A 17008-nucleotide genomic window follows, 5' to 3' on the forward strand; every position below is an offset into this window, starting at 1 on the left:
GTTGTCGTAAGGGCGAACCTGAAATTTTGACATTCCAGTCAAAAAGCACAGGGGCCGGAGAAGTTGTCGTTCCCGACGCTATTCGCGAGCGGAAGTTCCCTGGCGCCAAAAGTGTCAAAATTCGCTTCGAAGCAGATCAGAGCTCGCGTGAAACTTTTTGCCATGCCTCTTAATAGCACGGTTATCGAAAGGCCGACGCCCGGACTGAAAAGCCCGGACGTTTTCGCATATTTTGATGCGATCAGTTTGAGATTGGACCCTCTGAGGTGAACTTGGGAATAACGCTGGTCGAGGCTGCATCGGCTTCGATGTCGGGCCAGTTTCCTTCTGCCAAATTGATATTGCCCGGGACATCTTCTTCCCAAAATCCTACGACTACATCGGTGATGTTGAGGTACAGTTTATCATCGACAATACGCCAAAGATTTGGGTTGGCTGGAACTTTACCGCCGCGCGACACACCGTATGCGCAGTGACCATCGTAGGCCGGGGCATAATAGGCTGGATTCGCAAGAAATTTTTCTCGGTTTTCCTCGCTAGTGAATGCCCAAGTCGCACCGTTGTATTCGGCCGTAATGTCGGTGCGACCGCGAACAGGCTCGGGCTGAGCCTGGCCAATCGGGACCTGGTCGAGGCTTCGGTAAGAGACGACATCGTAGCCCGAGATGGCGAACCCAGTACCGTCGACGTATTGATCTCCGGCAAATGCAGGCGCAGCAAAGGCCAGAGCTGCAGCTACGGCAATCGCAAAATGTTTCATGTGACAATCCTCATATCCATTCGGTTTCAGGGCGCCCGATTTGCGGGTCTATCCGAACAATAAGTGATTTCATGCAATCGCGAAGCACCGCTCGCGCCCCTGTGACATCCCACGAGAAAACGTGAGGCTGAGGGCATGCTTTGTTACAAAATCAACGAAAGATCAGGGGTTGGACTTTGCCACTTGCAATATTAGCTGTCACGACAGCGACCCAGCGACAAGGCAAGGATAAGGAACGCACAACATGAGCGAAGAATCCAACTATACCCCTCCAAAGGTCTGGACATGGGACAGTGAAAGCGGCGGTCAATTTGCCAAGATCAACCGCCCCATATCCGGGGCAACTCATGACAAGGACCTGCCAACCGGGAAACACCCGATGCAGCTTTACTCGCTGGCGACCCCCAACGGGGTTAAAGTAACTATCATGCTGGAGGAACTGCTGGCCTTGGGGCATTCCGGAGCCGAATACAACGCCTGGCTAATAAAAATTGGTGACGGTGATCAATTTGGGTCAGGGTTTGTGGAAGCAAACCCAAATTCCAAGATCCCAGCCCTTTGGGATCGTTCTGGGGAAAAACCTGTCCGCGTTTTCGAAAGCGCATCGATTCTTTTTCATCTGGCTGAAAAATTCGGTGTCTTCCTACCCGAGTCTGGTCCGGAACGGACCGAAGTGATGAATTGGGTCTTTTGGCAGATGGGCAGCGCCCCTTACCTAGGTGGCGGCTTCGGGCATTTCTACGCCTATGCGCCAGAGAAGTGGCAATATCCAATTGACCGATTTGCGATGGAAACCAAACGGCAACTTGACGTTTTGGACCGTCAACTAGCTGACAAAACCTACGTTGCTGGCGAGGAATACACCATCGCCGATATGGCCATCTGGCCGTGGTACGGACAGCTAGTCCTAGGCCGTCTGTATGACGCTGCAGAGTTTCTGGACGTCGAATCCTATGAAAATGTGATGCGCTGGGCCAAGGCCATAGATGCACGGCCCGCAGTTCAGCGGGGCCGTATGGTCAACAGAACTTTTGGCGCACCGCACACACAACTGCACGAACGTCATGATGCCGGCGACTTTGAAACCAGGACACAGGACAAGCTAGAGCCCACCGGCTGATAGTTGGCTCCAGTCACTTTAAGATGGGGGGCCGCTCGGGATCTCTTCCCGGAGCGGCCCTTTCCATTTCAGTGACCTTAGGTTGCGGCAGATCGAATCGCAGTCCTACCTTGGCCAAAGCAATCGCTGCTGGGGACTCCGCATCGAAGAAACCGACGTCAAGTGCTCCGGCTTCAACTCCGGAAAACGTCAAAGCCTCGGACACCGCCCGCGCCAGCGCAGGTTCCGCGCCTTCAATAGCTGCCACAAAACCCAACAGGTGACCTTGACCACCTGCAGCAGTTTTTGTGCCTGCCAAATAGGCTGAGACGGCCAGACCAGTCGCCGACGCCAATTTAATATCTAATGCCTGCAATAGCCTGTCGGGTAAACCTTTTGGAGGCAGAAATTCCTTGAACCTTTGAAGAACTTCTTCCGGCCCATGTTTCAGCGTGTCGGTCAACCACGCCAATGCTTCGGGCGGTATTAACGTTGATGAACGCGCGACATCCAGATTCAGGCCAAGACCAATACCTTGATCGGAAAGCATCGTCGACAGCGCTCGCCCGGACAAAGCAACATATGGAACAGGCCGGCCCGCAAAGCGCGCCAGACGGTCTTCGCGATCAAATGCCAACACAAAGCGACCATCCGCAACGTCAAATAATTCGGGGGATATGTTTTCATCACGGGCCTCTTCGGTCAGCAACAGAAACAGCTCGCTGTCGGCAAGCCGCTCAAAAAATCGCAATCTTGCCTCGTCATTCGTTTCAGCGGATTCCATTTCCGCATGGGCTTGATCCAGTATTGTTTCTTCAGTCATTCAGAACCTCTTGCACCCGCTGACGCAAAACCGGCAACAAATCCGCCTCGAACCACGGGTTTTTCTTCAGCCATGCCGTATTTCGCCAAGACGGGTGTGGCAAGGCGAAGACGCGCGGCGCATAGTCTCGCCACCTGCGCACAAGATCCGTTACAGGTGTTTGGGTGCCAAGGTGATACTTGTGCGCATAGCCTCCAACAAGAACCGTCAGACGGACATCCCCTATCGCGGACATTACTTTGTCATGCCATGTTCGTCGGCAAATCGGAGGAGGCGGTAAATCTGCATTGCGCGAATTATATCCGGGAAAGCAAAATGCCATTGGAACGATTGATACCAGAGAACGGTCGTAAAACGCCTTTTCATCCAACCCCAGCCACTCGCGCAGACGATCACCAGAAGGGTCAGTAAACGGCCTGCCCGACTCGTGCACGCGTGCGCCGGGAGCCTGACCCGCGACCAAGATAGGTGTTCCGGGAGTGAACCAAACCACTGGGCGAGGTTCGTGGGCCGTCGCCGTTTTCGCAAATCGATCAGCGCACAACCTACAGTTTTCAATGTCTTTGATCAGGGTCCGCATCCATTTCCCAGAACGTATTTGCTGTTATTTAGGTTAAATATGTTCTGAATGAGGGTCGGCCAACAATAGGGTAACACTCGCCAATAGGTCACATATTAGGCAAGATCTGTGTATGCTCATTGATCATTTGTTTCATACTTCGGCATAATGTATCCAAACTAGATCGGTAGAAGACGCGCTTTCTAGCCGACAAAGAACGAGCGAATACAGGCTGCGCATGCTGGAATTTGAAAATGTCAGCAAGTCATTCTGGACCGGAACCCGCCGCAAGGTAATTCTGGACAGGGTTTCATTTCGCGTGGATCTGGGGTCTTCACTTGGGGTGCTGGCACCAAATGGAACCGGAAAAACCACGTTGATCAACATGATGGCCGGCCTTGAGAAACCCGATGAAGGCGTGATCCGGCGCGACTGTCGAGTGTCCTTTCCAATGGGTTTCACAGGAGGCGTGGCTAAGCGTTTGTCGGCATTGGAAAACGCGCGCTATATCGCAAATATCTATGGTATGGATCCCGATTACGTCGAAGCCTATTGCAGATGGCTATGTAACCTCGGCGAGTATTTCGACCAACCGCTTGGTACTTATTCGTCAGGTATGAAAGCTCGGTTCACTTTCGCCCTGATGTTGGCGCTGGATTTCGACATGTACCTTATTGATGAAGGGATGCCATCGACCACCGATGTCGAATTCAATAAAAAAGCCGGGGACATTCTTCGCGAGAGGTTACGCACCACGACTTTGGTGATCGTTTCCCACAACCCAAAGACTTTGGAAAAATTTGCCCGGCAAGCAGCGGTTCTTGTAGACGGGCAATTGTACATGTTTGAAACCTTGGAAGAGGCAAAGCAGCTTTATGACTACCAAACCCAAGGCTAAAAAGTATAACCCCAATCGATCGCCCGGCGGCGAAGGCACCGCCGAGGCGCGCTCGGACGCGATTGACCGGATTCGGCGCGCGACTCAAGGTAACGGAATAAAAGAAGATACCGGATCGTCCACCAATATTGACGAAATTAAGCGCGAAGGTTTGACTGGCCGGCAATTACGCGTCGCAAGGCGACTAGCGAAAAAGAACGGTCTGTCTGCCAACTCTGACTATGACGCGGTACGCTTGCTCAGGCAGATAGGGCTGGATCCTTTTCAAAGGGCTAATCTTCTGGAACTGGCCGCCAACGATCAACCCACACCGGATTCCGGTAAGGTTAAGGTCTTACTTCCGCAAATCACCGAGGACCCCAAAGACAACCTGCCCGGACCAGAACTTTCGCCCTCAGAGAGGCGGGAGTACGAAATCGGTCAAATTCAAAAAGACATTGCGCGACGCCGGCGGCGCAAGCTGCTTACTATGTTCGCTCGGCTGGCTGTCTTTGTGATGCTTCCTACGCTTTTGGTGGGCTACTACTTTTATCGCGTTGCCACTCCGATGTATGCCAGCTCGTCAGCATTTTCGATCTTGCAAGCGGACGGCGCAGCCGGGGCAATTGGCGGTTTCCTGTCCGGAACTCAATACGCCACTGCACAGGATTCGGTTGCGAGCCAGGAGTTTCTGGAATCCAAAGATGCATTGGAGCGGTTGAACCGCGACACCGGATTTGATGAGGTGTTCAAACAGGAATGGATCGACCCGATTCAACGCCTGTCACCTGATGCTTCCCTCGAGGAAACCCACAAGCTCTATAAAAAAATGGTGACTATTGGATATGATCCCTCGGATGGAATTGTCCGAATGGAAGTCGCAACGCCAGATCCTGAATATTCGGTCGAAGTGTCACGACGACTTATCCAGTATGCCGAAGAGACGATTAATGCGTTGTCCGTGCTCAAACGCGAAGACCAGATGCGCGAGGCTATGAAAAGCTTTGAAGACGCGCAAGATGCCCGCAGGAGAGCGCAAGAAGATCTCATTGAGTTGCAGCTTCAAGGGGCAGTATTGGACCCACAAAGCGTGATCGCCAGCTTGCGAGCACGCATCGATCAATTCGAGATCCAACTTCAAGACAAAGAACTGCAACTTGCGGCGTTACTGGACAACTTGCGGCCCAATCAGGCCAAAGTAGAGGGTGTTCAGGCCGATATTGAACGCCTACAGGCGGTTCTCAACGAGCTTAATGCAGAAATGCTGGATGTATCGGCTGGGGAAAACTCGCTTGCGCGACTAAACGTACGGATTCAAATGGCTCAGGCTGATCTGGCCGCGCGTGACATGATGTTGCAATCTGCCTTGCAACAAGTGGAAACAACACGCACCGAGGCAAACCGAAAGGTCCGTTACCTGACCGTGTCAGTGAACCCGGTGGCCAGCCAAGAGGCCGGTTATCCGCGGAAGTTCGAAAATACGATTTTGGCATTCTTGTTGTTTGCTGGTATCTACCTCATGATCTCGCTTACTGCGTCGGTCCTTCGAGAACAGGTATCTTCGTAAAACAAATGAAACATGTAAAAATCGCCGATCTTACCGTCGGTAACGACCTTCCACTGACCATTATCGCTGGTCCCTGCCAGCTTGAGACAGCGGACCACGCCCAGATGATTGCGGGCACCATGAAAGAAGCCTGTGACGCTGCGGGCGCGCAGTATGTATTCAAAGCCTCCTTTGATAAGGCTAACCGCACCTCTCTGTCCGGTAAACGCGGCATGGGAATCGATGCAGGGCTGAAGGTTCTGGACGACATCCGCAAGACCATCGGCGTTCCGGTTTTGACCGATGTGCATACCGAGGCCCAATGCGCCATCGCGGCTGAGACCGTTGATGTGCTGCAAATCCCCGCTTTCCTGTGCCGACAGACGGATATGCTATTGGCGGCAGGCAATACTGGGGCCGTCATCAACGTCAAAAAAGGGCAGTTTCTTGCACCTTGGGAGATGCCGAACATTATCTCGAAAATCGAGAGCACGGGCAATCAGAACATCTTGTTGACCGAACGTGGGACGTCTTTTGGCTACAACACCCTCGTTGCCGATATGCGGTCGCTGCCGCAGATGGCCCAGACCGGATACCCAGTTGTGATGGATGCAACGCATTCCGTACAGCAACCCGGAGGTCAAGGAGGTTCCTCCGGCGGCCAGCGCGAGTTTGCGCCGGTGATGGCCCGCGCGGCAGTATCGTTAGGAGTTGGAGCAGTATTTATCGAAACGCATCAAGATCCCGACAATGCTCCTTCTGACGGGCCGAACATGATCCCACTAGATCAGATGGGCCAATTAATTGACATATTGATGCGTTTTGATGCGCTTGCCAAAGCTAACCCTGTAAAAATTTAAAGATTGAGAATTGTTATGCCCAAACCAATACCCGAGGTGAGCCCAAACACCTGGAACTTTCTGCGCGACCCGATGATCAAACCAACCGGTTTTCGTGAATACGACGCGCGTTGGAAATACCCTGACGAAATAAACTTGCCCGGCATGACTGCCCTTGGTTTAGGGTTGGGTACCCAGATGCACAGACGCGGCATAGCCCCCGTCATTGCGGTGGCAAACGATTATCGCGATTATTCTCTTTCTGTAAAAAACGCGCTTATTCTCGGGCTCATGAAGGCTGGAATCCAGGTTAAGGATATCGGGCCCGCCCTCAGCCCCATGGCCTATTTTGCGCAATTCCATCTGGACGTGCCTGCGGTCGCCATGGTGACAGCCAGCCATAATCCAAACGGCTGGACAGGTGTAAAGATGGGGTTCGACCGACCATTGACACACGGACCGGACGAGATGTCGGAACTGCGGGACATCGTCCTGAACGGAGAAGGCGTTGCCCGCGAAGGGGGATCTTACGAATTTGTCGATGGGGTAAAAGAGGCTTATATCGACGACTTGGTCGGAGATTTCAAAATGTCCAGACCGCTCAAGGTTGTCTGCGCTACAGGCAACGGCACAGCCTCGGCTTTTGCGCCTGAGATTTTTGAGCGGATGGGTGTCGAAGTCGTTCCCAGCCACAACCGGCTGGACTACACGTTCCCACACTACAATCCAAACCCCGAGGCCATGGAGATGCTTCACGACATGGCTGAAACGGTCAAATCAAGCGGCGCCGATCTTGCGCTAGGATTTGACGGAGACGGCGACCGTTGTGGCGTTGTAGATGACGAGGGCGAAGAGATATTTGCCGACAAGGTAGGTGTCATCATGGCACGGGATCTGGCCAAGCTGCACCCCAACTCAACCTTTGTGGCCGATGTTAAATCAACCGGATTGTTTGCGAGCGATCCTGAATTGAAAGCGAACGGAGTCAAAGCCGACTATTGGAAAACCGGCCACAGCCACATGAAGCGGCGGGTGAAGGAAATTGGTGCGCTGGCAGGATTTGAGAAATCGGGACACTATTTTCTGGCCGAGCCCATAGGGCGCGGTTACGACTGCGGCATGCGTGTGGCCGTTGAGATATGTAAGCTTATGGATCGTAACCCGCACCAAAGTATGTCTGATCTGCGAAAGGCGCTGCCGAAAACTTGGTCGACCCCGACAATGTCTCCTTTCGCTGCCGACACCGAGAAATACGATATTCTGAAAAGACTGGTCGATAAACTCGTGGAAAAAGCCAACGCCGGAGAGAGTTTCGCAGGGCGCGGGATCAAAGAAGTCGTGACCGTAAATGGGGCTCGAGTCATATTGGACAACGGCAGTTGGGGTCTGGTACGTGCTTCGTCCAACACTCCGAACCTGGTTGTTGTTTGCGAAAGCAGCGAAAGTGAACAGGAAATGCGCGAAATCTTTGCTGAGATCGACGCTGTGATACGGACAGAGCCGGGCGTCGGCGACTATGATCAAAGCATTTGAAGCTGGCAAGCGGGGCGCAATTTGCGCCCCAATTGGTCATTAGTCGCCGCCCAGCAACTTCAAAAGCCCCTTCTTGGCCTCATCTTCTAGCTTTTTCTTGAGGGCGTCCTCAACCTGATCAGTTTTGGTGATTGTAGCGTCGAGTTCGTTGCCCACTTTTTTTAGTACTTTTTGCTTAGCATCATCTTCGAGTTCTTTGACCTTACCCTCAGCCGCGGCTTCGATAACTTTTGTCAGGTCAGGCTTGATCGACGGGTTGCTCCATGGTCCGACGATGCGCACTGGCACCGAAATACCGTCGCCTGAATTCGCACGCAGGGCGACAGGAGTGAACACATAGTCGATATCACGGGCGCCGAGCCCGACACGCCCTTTTCCGTCTGCCCTGAAGTTGTCCAGCTTCATTAAAAGGTCGTCGTTTTTAAGGTCCCCATCTTTCATTGAAAAACTTGCAGTTAAGCTGTTGAAAACTGTGGTCCCCCCTGATCCACTCCCTCGCCCCATCAATCGGTCCAGGTCCACGCCGGATATGACTCCTTTGCCGACGTCGATATCGCCTTTGCCACTCAAGGATCGCATTATTTGTTCTTCGGTTTGACCGACGCCAAGAAACTGTAGCGAGCCAGATGCCTTGCCAGACAGGCGCTTGATGTCACCAAGCGTTTCCAACGCTTCTTTGAGGTCGATATTCTTGGCATTCAAATCGCCGCCAACCGACAGGCCATTGCGGTTGTTAGCAACGACTTGTCCGTTTAGCTGACCTGAGAACAGTGATGCGGGATGCATTTTCAGGACGGCGCGGGAGCGTTCAAGATCAAGCGTAAGATCGCTTTGGCCAAACGTTATGCCGGGGACAGCTATAGATTCCGCCTGTAACCGGATCGAGGCATTCGCCAGAGATAGTGCAGAGGCATCGATGGGGTCAGTAGACCACTTATCACTTGATTCGCTTTTGGATGCTGAACCGGATGTACTGCCAATGGTATTGGTGTCGCTGACCTTCGACAGGTCCAGATTGCGCGTATTCAGGCGCGCTGTCACTTGCGGTGGGTTGGAAATCACAATGTCTGCTTCACCGTTCAAGCGGTTATCGTCTAATTGTGCCGTCATGCCCCGCAGGGAAATTCGGCCATCTCGGGTGTAAGTCATCTGCCCGTCGATTTTCGCAATCCTGCCAAGGCCCCTAGGCACGACAACTCCACCCTGACCAAACGCAGCAAGCATCTTGTGGGTGTCGTTCGCAATAATGTCTACGTTTCCGTCCATTTCACCCGCAAGATTCACGCGCCCTTCGAAACCAATATCTCCACCAGGGGCAAGCAGGCCCACCTGCAACGGCGTGACAACACCAGATGAAAATGCTGGCAAGTCTGGAATCTTCATATCGACCTGAACAGCGCCGCCAGGAACCGGCATCTGGGCCTGCAAATCCATAGGTGCCGATACCTGTGGCCAGCTGGCATACAGATCAACATCGACAAAATCCATACTCACCTTGCCATTCTCAAGGTAGATCAGCCTGGCGTCTGAAAACTCTAGACGTTCCAGCGTGATTTGCGCTGTTTCAGATTGTTGTGACGACCCTGTGCTGTCAGAGCCTTGTTTAGCCGAAGCGACATTCCCCAAAACCCAATTTCCTCGACCGTCAGATATTTCGAGCCGTATAACCGGGCTTTCAGCGATCACTCGCTTAACGCGCATTTCACCAGAAAAAAGTGCCAAAGCATCTACACCGACAGACAAGCTTTTGGCACTTAACATCGGCTCGGAGCCGGCCCAGGGGGCGTTGCTAAAGGTAACGGGACCGGTTTCCATCCCAAGTACAGGCCAGAAGGACAGATGGACATCGCCTGAAAGTGTCAGTTCACGCCCGGTACTGGCTTTTACCTGTTCTGCGAGAATAGCTCCAAGTTTATCCGCAGGCATCAACAGCAGGGCACCGATGATCAATCCGAAAACTGCTGCAAAAATGAAAAGGAGTCTTACCAACCACTTCATAGCTGCCACCTGCCTTGTTCGGCTTTTCTGCTCTGATTTAAGTCAGCCCTCAAAAAGTGATATTTGCAAGGGGAAGCTTTCCCCTCTATACGCCGCGCCATGACGACAAACCCGCCAAACCTTCGCCCCGACCTCGCGCCTGCTGCGCAGATCACCGATACTCCGCGTCGCGGTCAACCTACGCTTGGAATGGTGTCCCTTGGATGCCCCAAGGCACTGGTGGACAGTGAACGAATTCTGACCCGGCTTCGCGCAGAAGGATACGGTATTTCCCCTGATTACGCAGGTGCAGATGCCGTAATAGTAAACACATGCGGATTTCTTGACAGTGCAAAGGCAGAATCCCTAGACGCCATTGGTGAAGCGTTGGCGGAAAACGGCAAAGTTATCGTTACCGGCTGCTTGGGCGCCGAGCCGGATTACATCCGGGAACACCACCCTCGCATATTGGCTGTAACTGGCCCGCACCAATATGAACAGGTGCTGGATGCCGTACACGCTGCGGTTCCACCTGATCCAAACCCCTTTGTCGATCTGCTTCCTGCCTCTGGGGTGAAACTTACACCACGCCATTACAGTTACTTGAAAATTTCAGAAGGCTGCAACCACAAGTGCAAGTTCTGCATTATTCCTGATATGCGCGGCAAGTTGGTCAGTAGGCCAGCCCATGCGGTATTGCGTGAGGCGGAAAAGCTGGTCGACAGCGGCGTGCGCGAGCTTTTGGTGATATCTCAGGATACATCGGCCTACGGTTTGGACCGGAAATACGACATCAACCCTTGGAAAGATCACGACGTACGAAGCCACATCACGGATTTGGCTCGAGAGCTGGGTCAGCTGGACGCATGGGTGAGGCTGCATTACGTCTATCCTTATCCCCATGTGCGGGATCTGATACCGTTAATGGCGGACGCGGGATGCAATGTGCTGCCTTATCTGGATATTCCGTTTCAACACGCTCATCCCGATGTTCTGAAACGCATGGCGCGCCCTGCTGCAGCCGCCAAGACATTGGATGAGATTACCGCGTGGCGTGGGGATTGCCCGGATATTACGTTGCGATCGACCTTTATTGTTGGCTACCCGGGGGAAACAGAGGCCGAGTTTCAAACATTACTGGATTGGATGGATGAGGCCCAGTTAGATCGCGTGGGATGTTTCCAGTACGAAAATGTTGCTGGTGCCCGATCAAATGACCTCCCCGATCACATTGCACCCGAGGTCAAGCAAGACCGCTGGGAACGCTTCATGGAAAAGGCCCAAGCCATATCCGAGGCCAAGCTTGCAGCTAAAGTCGGCAAAACCATTGAGGTAATCGTGGACGACATTGACGAAGAGGCCGCCACATGCCGGACCAAATCGGACGCTCCGGAAATCGACGGCAATCTTTTTATTGATGAGGGCTTCGGGTCGTTGAAACCGGGCGATATTGTAACTGTCGAAGTTGACGAGGCTGGCGAATATGACTTGTGGGGGCGGATTTCCCCAAAGTCATAACCGCACCGATCAGATTAGTTGGATTATGGCTAGTGCCCAGGCGATTCCTGCTGAAACAGCCGTCAATGCCACTGCCGCGCTGGCGGCGTCCTTAGCTTGGCCGGCAAGTTTACTATGGTCAGTAGAAGTATGATCGACTGCCCGCTCAATCGCGGTGTTGAACAATTCGGACACAAGAACCATCAGTCCCAGCACAAGGATTAATGTCCGTGCACTGCTGCCAATCGGTAACCAGAAGGCCAAAGTCGCCGAGACCAGGTTAGCCCATACCCAAACCCGAAACGAATATTCTTCCCGGTAAGTTGCAACAAGGCCCTGCCAGCTCCACCGGGTTCGGTGGTGCAGTCGCACAAAGAAGTTGCGCATGTGCTGGCTCCCGCATTTTGAATTGGCGGAAAATCGCCTGTTCGGTTAAAAATGTGAAGAAAAAACCGCCCGTTGGGCGGCTTTACGATCCTAAGAAAACGGGCGGCCCAAGAATGGGCCGCCTGAATTAAAATTATTGTGTGACCGGGTTACATACGGTCTGACCAGCCTCTGTTGTGGCCAGGCCATAACCTGCCGGACAGCTAGGTGTGCCGTATTTATCATATTCAGGAGTGATATAAACCGGGGTCGGTTCCTCTTGCTGCGAGCAAGCGGTCAGAACTACAGCCGTGGCGCAGATAGCAGCGAATTTGAGTTTCATGTCCGTCAGTCCTCTATTACTTTTCTGATATTGCCCAGTTTTTCGGGGCCGAAATCAGGATACGGCTAAGATAGCGGTCTGGCAACAGCGTTGATAACGTATCTGTGATTTAAAGCGAAACAGCGCTGCAATTATGCACTTTGGTATGATTCACCGAAGGCAGGCTGCCGTTTGATACAGACTGCGTTAGGGTGTTGAAACGACATCAGCGAAGAACGGAGCAGCCATATGTCAGAATCCCCGACCATTGCCCAAAAGGCACCCTATCCCATCGAGGTAACTGAGGGAAAAACCTATTTCTGGTGCGCATGTGGCAAATCTAAACGGCAGCCATTTTGTGACGGTTCGCACAAAGGATCAGGCATTGAACCCGTCAAATTTTCAGCAGAAGCCAGCAAGAAAGTGTTTTTTTGCGGTTGCAAACACAGCGCCAACGCGCCGTTATGTGACGGCGGCCACTCCAAGCTTTGATCTTGGTTAGTTCAGCGCGTTCAGATCCTTTGCGTTGACGCAAAATTCAGGCGCGGCCTGTGCCCGCGCCTGCTGCTTGGCCAGCCAGAAGTAGCACTTTTCGCTACAACCTGAGTGTTGGCAGCGCGCCACCAATTCAGCAAAACCATCAGCCTTTAACCTGCCTTCCGCAATCGCATCGGTGAACGATACCCCCATGCAACGCGCAACAGAACGGGTAAGCCAAAAGTGTTTCTCGGCTTCATCGAGTGGACTGGGAACCATCAGTTTGCTTTCGATTTTTTGGATTTTAGTGCAGCCAACCTTTCCCGGTTAGGGCAAGTTTGGGGCGCATCTGACGCTAAATCGTTTCGGTTCAACCATTCCGGACAGCCACTCGCCCATTCGCATTTACGGCATGATTGCACCATTTCAGCCCAATCATCGTGACCAAGAATTCCTTCACGATGAGCGGCAGCAAGGTCAATCCCGGTAGTTTGCCCCATACGCAATACTAAACGCAGGTGAGGCATGATCTGCCCGAGCTTTCGCATTTTTTCCGCCGACATCAGGGTCGTAGCCTGCGCAGTAGATCGCGATTGCGACAGTATTCCGGCGAATGGTCTATATTGACAGGCTGTGCCAAAAGACTTTCACAATGAACGGGGTTCGCGCATTTCGTGCACCTCAATACCGCATCAGAAATCTCATCCATCGCTACAGCGCCAGCGATAGCCGCCTCTTGTAGGTCCACCCCTAATCGGTCGGCCATTTGGTCAACAAGCGCTGCGTGGCGTTTCAACAGTTCGCGGTCCGACATGAGACCTCCTTTCCGTAACACGCTTTGGGAAAGGCTATTACTTTCAGTGTCTCGTGCCCTTGACACAGGTCAAAATCGTCATCCCAGGTTGTCCAGATAGGCTCGCGTTGCGTCCTGTACACGACGAAACCTGTCGCCGCCCAATTTTTTTCCTCCGTACCAGCGAGTTACGATGATCAAATGCTCACTGAGTTCTGCGCGCTCCATCATTCGAAGGATTACCATCCCCGCGCCGGCCTCTCCGTCGTCGGCTTTTAACGACCCTGCGGGCAATACCGCGGCCCAAGAGTTATGCGTGGCTTTTGAATACGCCTTGTCGGATTTGAGTTCGGCCAGCATCGCGTCGATTTGTTCACGGCTCTTCACCTTTCCGCCGGAAACCGCATATTTCGATCCACGATCAGTTAAAACCACACCCAGACACGTCAGCGTCGTCATCTGGTAAGCCCAAGTTTGGCAGACGTATCCAGAACGACCTGCACCCGTTCAGCATTTGGCGGGTGTGAGGCCAGGAATCGATCGCCCGGGTCCGGAATTCGTTGGAAGAATTTCAATCCAATCAAAGGATTATATCCTGCCGCATTTGTGATAATCGTTCCAAGTTGATCAGCTTCCAATTCGAAGGCCCGAGAATAATATTGCGCACCCACCTCTGCGCCCAATTGTTGGGCTCGTTCGATGCCTGCCGCGTCTTCGCCTTGACGTCGCGCAAGATCTCCAAAGATAATTGCGCTTTCCCGAGCGTTTTCAGCCTGACGGGCAATGTGTCCCAGAATATGATGAGCCGCTTCATGACCCATGACAAATGCAATCTCATCCGCGTTTTGTGTGGACTCAATCATGGCCTGAGTGAAAATGATCAATGGGCGTCCATTTTCGTCCAGCGTCTGAAACGCATTTGCCGACGCGCGTCGGTCCAGATCAATGAGAATCATGAAATCACAATTGACGGCTCGGGTCCGGCGGCGGCATTCGGTTCGCGAAGCTTCAGCCACTGACTTGCTGACTTGGTTGAACGACGCGGCCAGCTCCTGCGATTCTGAGGATTTTGGTGTCCATTCTGACGAAGGGATGGCTTCGACATAAGCAGATTCACATGCCGCCAGAGCAAGAACCAACGTCAGGGCGAGACGGCGCATGAGCAAATCCTTTCAGTCGATCTCTCCGGCAGGCTACTATAACGTTGCAATCTTTGTTGTTCCACTGGCGAAATGAAATACAACGGGTTGCAATGCCCTATTTGTATCGGCACTGTGGGGCCATGTTTTCAATTGAGCATGAATTCGACTCGACAGTCATCACATTGGTGGACGAAGGCACAAAGCCTTTGCAAGAAGACATTGTCATCAACAGCTTTGCCGAGTGCGTAACGATTGAACAACTGGATCCAAGAACGGACAAGGTTCAAAAGATCACCCTTTCGCCTGAGCAGGTTCGTGACCTCGCTGCAGCTCTGGACTTGCCGGAGGGTGTTTATCAGATTCGCGAAACGGACCGTCAGGACATTTAGGTACAACACAAACTGGGCAAGATGTTCAACTCGAACTCCTGTTTTCCGGTTTGATGTTGCAATTGATTTGCCATTCCTACCAGTCTGCCCTTGAAAATATGACCCTACGGGCCGAGATAAGCACCGCCCATGTGAAGAAAGTTAACATATGTCCTTGAAGAACCCTGCAGCGTTGGACTTTCTGCAGTCGCGCCGGTCACGCCCGGCTAAGACGCTGGTCGCTCCTGCGCCTAACCGTGAACAGTTGCTTCCGCTTTTAACAGCTGCCGCGCGTAGTCCGGATCACGGCAAATTAGAGCCGTGGCGCTTTGTTGTTTTAGAAATTGGCGCTTTGCAAAGGCTTGCCGATCTGACGGAAAACCGGGCTGCAGCTATGGGTAAAAACGCAGAAGAGATCGCCAAGGCTCGCAGTCAGTTCGATATGGGTCTTCTGGCCGTGACTGTCATCGAGGTTCAAAAACCTTCTGAAAAGATACCCGCGATTGAACAAACATACTCGGCCGGAGCCGTTTGTCTGGCGTTGCTGAACGCGGCTCTGGCCGCTGGATGGGGGGCAAATTGGCTATCTGGCTGGCAGGCACACGACCGGGAGTTTTGCAAAAAAGGATTGGGATTGGCTGAAAATGAACGCGTTGCCGGGTTTATCCACATCGCAACTGAAAGCGTGTCACCGCCCGAACGACCCCGTCCAGATGTTTCAGCACTCACACAGTGGGTGTCTGAATGATCGTACTGAACGCTTTTTTTTCGGCGCTTGGCCAGATCGGTGATCCTAGATTCCGGGGCGTCCTTATGCGGGGCGTCGGCTTGACCCTGTTATTGTTGATTATTGCTTGTGCCGGTGCAATCTGGTTGATCAATATCTGGTCAGGAAGCGAAATTTCCTTGCCCTTCATTGGAGCCGTGCCATGGCTAAACGATGTACTGAACTATTCTGGCATCGTACTGGTTTTGATTTTACCCATTTTTCTTATGGTACCCGTAGCGTCTGCCATCACTTCGATGTTTCTAGACGAAGTAGCGCAAGCTGTAGAGGATCGGTATTACCCAAACCTTCCCCAAGTATCGCCTGTTCCCATCGGTGACGCCTTGTGGGACACGATAATCTTTCTTGGCGTTTTAATCGTGGCGAACCTTTTGGCATTAATTTTCTATGCGATGTTCCCGCCGTTTGCGCCTTTCATCTTTTGGGCTATGAATGGATTTCTTCTGGGCCGCGAATACTTCACCCTGGCCGCAATGAGACGGCTTGGACGCGAAGGAGCGCAGAAACTGCGCGCCAAACATTCTACGACTATATGGCTAGCGGGAACGTTAATGGCGATCCCATTATCCGTGCCGTTGCTGAACCTCGTGATCCCTGTCATCGGCGCAGCGACTTTCACACATATCTATCACAAGTTGTCGGACACTCACGTCTAGGGCTTAATCACGTGGCTCAAGTTGGTTGAGCCAGTCGAAATCGCGAACAGAGATTAAACCGGACAGAATAACTCCGGTGATAATCGCCCATAACACCAATGATATTCCAGTTGTGATCCAGATTTTCTTTTTTAGATGGTGAACTTCGGGTGCTCCGGCGTGCGTGCCAGGTACAATATCGCCCAGATCACCCTGTGTTTTGATCCGCACCGGCAAGACCACTAAAAGGGTCAGAAACCAAATAACAGCAAAAAGAACCAGTGCAGCGGTTATTGTCATCGGCCCACCTCAGACTTGCTCCAACTCGACCAAGCAACCATTAAAGTCCTTGGGATGCAGGAAGAGTACAGGTTTACCATGCGCACCAATTTTCGGCTCGTCTGAACCCAAAACGCGGGCGCCTGTTTCCTTCAAGTGATCGCGGGCCGCAATGATATCTTCAACTTCATAGCAGACATGGTGGATACCACCTGAAGGGTTCTTTTCAAGGAATCCGTTTATCGGGCTGTTTTCACCCAATGGATACAGAAGTTCGATCTTTGTATTAGGTAGCTCGATAAAGACAACGGTAACACCGTGATCAGGTT

The 17008-nt window shown here is 52.5% G+C and carries 23 protein-coding genes; 10 read left to right on the top strand and 13 right to left on the bottom strand.

What is annotated here, in order from left to right; genetic code table 11:
* Positions 1 to 241: 241 nt before the first annotated feature.
* Positions 242 to 760 carry a YHS domain-containing (seleno)protein gene (locus AC2FNV_RS21280; RefSeq protein ID WP_170607191.1) on the bottom strand — a complete coding sequence of 173 codons (519 nt, stop codon included), beginning with the start codon at positions 758 to 760 and terminating at the stop codon, positions 242 to 244.
* A 244-nt stretch (positions 761 to 1004) separates the two neighbouring features.
* Between AC2FNV_RS21280 and yghU the strand changes: the two genes are divergently transcribed.
* Positions 1005 to 1880: a glutathione-dependent disulfide-bond oxidoreductase gene (yghU, locus tag AC2FNV_RS21285; RefSeq protein WP_170607193.1), complete on the top strand. Its 876-nt coding sequence runs from the start codon at positions 1005 to 1007 to the stop codon at positions 1878 to 1880.
* A 13-nt stretch (positions 1881 to 1893) separates the two neighbouring features.
* Here yghU and AC2FNV_RS21290 read toward each other — a convergent pair whose 3' ends face one another.
* Together AC2FNV_RS21290 and AC2FNV_RS21295 are read right to left on the bottom strand one after the other, a co-directional pair.
* The gene (locus tag AC2FNV_RS21290; RefSeq protein ID WP_170607195.1) at positions 1894 to 2682 is read right to left on the bottom strand and encodes an SseB family protein; all 789 of its coding nucleotides are present in this window, start codon (positions 2680 to 2682) and stop codon (positions 1894 to 1896) included.
* Positions 2675 to 3262, bottom strand: coding sequence for a uracil-DNA glycosylase family protein (locus tag AC2FNV_RS21295; RefSeq protein WP_170607197.1), 588 nt, complete (start codon positions 3260 to 3262; stop codon positions 2675 to 2677). The genes AC2FNV_RS21290 and AC2FNV_RS21295 overlap by 8 nt, the downstream gene beginning before the upstream one ends.
* A gap of 217 nt (positions 3263 to 3479) precedes the next feature.
* Here AC2FNV_RS21295 and AC2FNV_RS21300 point away from each other — a divergent pair, with 217 nt between their 5' ends.
* The 4 genes from AC2FNV_RS21300 to AC2FNV_RS21315 are packed head-to-tail and all read left to right on the top strand — an operon-like array spanning position 3480 to position 8036.
* A complete protein-coding gene (locus AC2FNV_RS21300; RefSeq protein ID WP_170478550.1) occupies positions 3480 to 4139 on the top strand; it encodes an ABC transporter ATP-binding protein in 660 nt (219 codons plus the stop codon).
* Positions 4117 to 5685, top strand: coding sequence for a KpsE/RkpR family capsule polysaccharide export protein (locus AC2FNV_RS21305; protein ID WP_170607199.1), 1569 nt, complete (start codon positions 4117 to 4119; stop codon positions 5683 to 5685). Before AC2FNV_RS21300 ends, AC2FNV_RS21305 begins: the two co-directional genes overlap by 23 nt.
* 5 nt (positions 5686 to 5690) lie before the next feature.
* Positions 5691 to 6524, top strand: a complete 834-nt coding sequence (kdsA, locus tag AC2FNV_RS21310; RefSeq protein ID WP_170607201.1) for a 3-deoxy-8-phosphooctulonate synthase — start codon at positions 5691 to 5693, stop codon at positions 6522 to 6524.
* 15 nt (positions 6525 to 6539) lie between these two features.
* Positions 6540 to 8036 (top strand): phosphomannomutase/phosphoglucomutase, encoded by a 1497-nt coding sequence (locus tag AC2FNV_RS21315; RefSeq protein WP_170607203.1) that lies wholly within the window; start codon positions 6540 to 6542, stop codon positions 8034 to 8036.
* A 39-nt stretch (positions 8037 to 8075) separates the two neighbouring features.
* Here the strand turns inward: AC2FNV_RS21315 and AC2FNV_RS21320 are convergent, their stop codons facing one another.
* Positions 8076 to 10034 (bottom strand): AsmA family protein, encoded by a 1959-nt coding sequence (locus AC2FNV_RS21320; protein WP_170607205.1) that lies wholly within the window; start codon positions 10032 to 10034, stop codon positions 8076 to 8078.
* A gap of 99 nt (positions 10035 to 10133) precedes the next feature.
* Between AC2FNV_RS21320 and rimO the strand changes: the two genes are divergently transcribed.
* A complete protein-coding gene (rimO, locus tag AC2FNV_RS21325; protein ID WP_170607207.1) occupies positions 10134 to 11531 on the top strand; it encodes a 30S ribosomal protein S12 methylthiotransferase RimO in 1398 nt (465 codons plus the stop codon).
* 9 nt (positions 11532 to 11540) lie between these two features.
* On the opposite strand, the gene AC2FNV_RS21330 is transcribed toward rimO, so the two are convergent.
* Both AC2FNV_RS21330 and AC2FNV_RS21335 read right to left on the bottom strand, forming a co-directional pair.
* Positions 11541 to 11897, bottom strand: a complete 357-nt coding sequence (locus tag AC2FNV_RS21330; RefSeq protein WP_170607210.1) for a diacylglycerol kinase — start codon at positions 11895 to 11897, stop codon at positions 11541 to 11543.
* A gap of 133 nt (positions 11898 to 12030) precedes the next feature.
* The gene (locus AC2FNV_RS21335) at positions 12031 to 12219 is read right to left on the bottom strand and encodes a hypothetical protein (protein WP_170478530.1); all 189 of its coding nucleotides are present in this window, start codon (positions 12217 to 12219) and stop codon (positions 12031 to 12033) included.
* A 228-nt stretch (positions 12220 to 12447) separates the two neighbouring features.
* Between AC2FNV_RS21335 and AC2FNV_RS21340 the strand changes: the two genes are divergently transcribed.
* Positions 12448 to 12690, top strand: a complete 243-nt coding sequence (locus AC2FNV_RS21340) for a CDGSH iron-sulfur domain-containing protein (protein WP_170607212.1) — start codon at positions 12448 to 12450, stop codon at positions 12688 to 12690.
* A gap of 6 nt (positions 12691 to 12696) precedes the next feature.
* Here AC2FNV_RS21340 and AC2FNV_RS21345 read toward each other — a convergent pair whose 3' ends face one another.
* The 5 genes from AC2FNV_RS21345 to AC2FNV_RS21365 all read right to left on the bottom strand — a co-directional run bounded on the left by AC2FNV_RS21345 (position 12697) and on the right by AC2FNV_RS21365 (position 14628).
* Positions 12697 to 12954: a DUF6455 family protein gene (locus tag AC2FNV_RS21345; protein WP_170607214.1), complete on the bottom strand. Its 258-nt coding sequence runs from the start codon at positions 12952 to 12954 to the stop codon at positions 12697 to 12699.
* Complete coding sequence (locus tag AC2FNV_RS21350; RefSeq protein ID WP_367648306.1) at positions 12954 to 13238, bottom strand: DUF6455 family protein; 285 nt, start codon at positions 13236 to 13238, stop codon at positions 12954 to 12956. Before AC2FNV_RS21350 ends, AC2FNV_RS21345 begins: the two co-directional genes overlap by 1 nt.
* Positions 13238 to 13489: a DUF6455 family protein gene (locus AC2FNV_RS21355; RefSeq protein WP_170607216.1), complete on the bottom strand. Its 252-nt coding sequence runs from the start codon at positions 13487 to 13489 to the stop codon at positions 13238 to 13240. The genes AC2FNV_RS21350 and AC2FNV_RS21355 overlap by 1 nt, the downstream gene beginning before the upstream one ends.
* 78 nt (positions 13490 to 13567) lie before the next feature.
* On the bottom strand, positions 13568 to 13927 hold the full coding sequence (locus tag AC2FNV_RS21360; RefSeq protein ID WP_170478519.1) for a YigZ family protein: 360 nt from the start codon (positions 13925 to 13927) through the stop codon (positions 13568 to 13570).
* A complete protein-coding gene (locus AC2FNV_RS21365; protein ID WP_170607218.1) occupies positions 13924 to 14628 on the bottom strand; it encodes a M48 family metallopeptidase in 705 nt (234 codons plus the stop codon). Before AC2FNV_RS21365 ends, AC2FNV_RS21360 begins: the two co-directional genes overlap by 4 nt.
* 122 nt (positions 14629 to 14750) lie before the next feature.
* Here AC2FNV_RS21365 and AC2FNV_RS21370 point away from each other — a divergent pair, with 122 nt between their 5' ends.
* From AC2FNV_RS21370 to AC2FNV_RS21380, 3 genes are all read left to right on the top strand, one after another.
* Positions 14751 to 14999 (top strand): DUF8831 family protein, encoded by a 249-nt coding sequence (locus AC2FNV_RS21370; protein WP_170607220.1) that lies wholly within the window; start codon positions 14751 to 14753, stop codon positions 14997 to 14999.
* Positions 15000 to 15147: 148 nt separating this feature from the next.
* Complete coding sequence (locus AC2FNV_RS21375) at positions 15148 to 15726, top strand: nitroreductase family protein (protein WP_170607222.1); 579 nt, start codon at positions 15148 to 15150, stop codon at positions 15724 to 15726.
* On the top strand, positions 15723 to 16421 hold the full coding sequence (locus AC2FNV_RS21380) for an EI24 domain-containing protein (protein WP_170607224.1): 699 nt from the start codon (positions 15723 to 15725) through the stop codon (positions 16419 to 16421). Before AC2FNV_RS21375 ends, AC2FNV_RS21380 begins: the two co-directional genes overlap by 4 nt.
* A 3-nt stretch (positions 16422 to 16424) precedes the next feature.
* On the opposite strand, the gene AC2FNV_RS21385 is transcribed toward AC2FNV_RS21380, so the two are convergent.
* Positions 16425 to 16700, bottom strand: coding sequence for a DUF1467 family protein (locus tag AC2FNV_RS21385; protein WP_170478505.1), 276 nt, complete (start codon positions 16698 to 16700; stop codon positions 16425 to 16427).
* A gap of 9 nt (positions 16701 to 16709) precedes the next feature.
* Positions 16710 to 17008, bottom strand: a 299-nt coding sequence (gene mce / locus AC2FNV_RS21390; protein WP_496774446.1) for a methylmalonyl-CoA epimerase, incomplete at its 5' end; no start/stop codon positions are given.

It is taken from the genome of Ruegeria sp. BHSA163 (assembly GCF_059613365.1).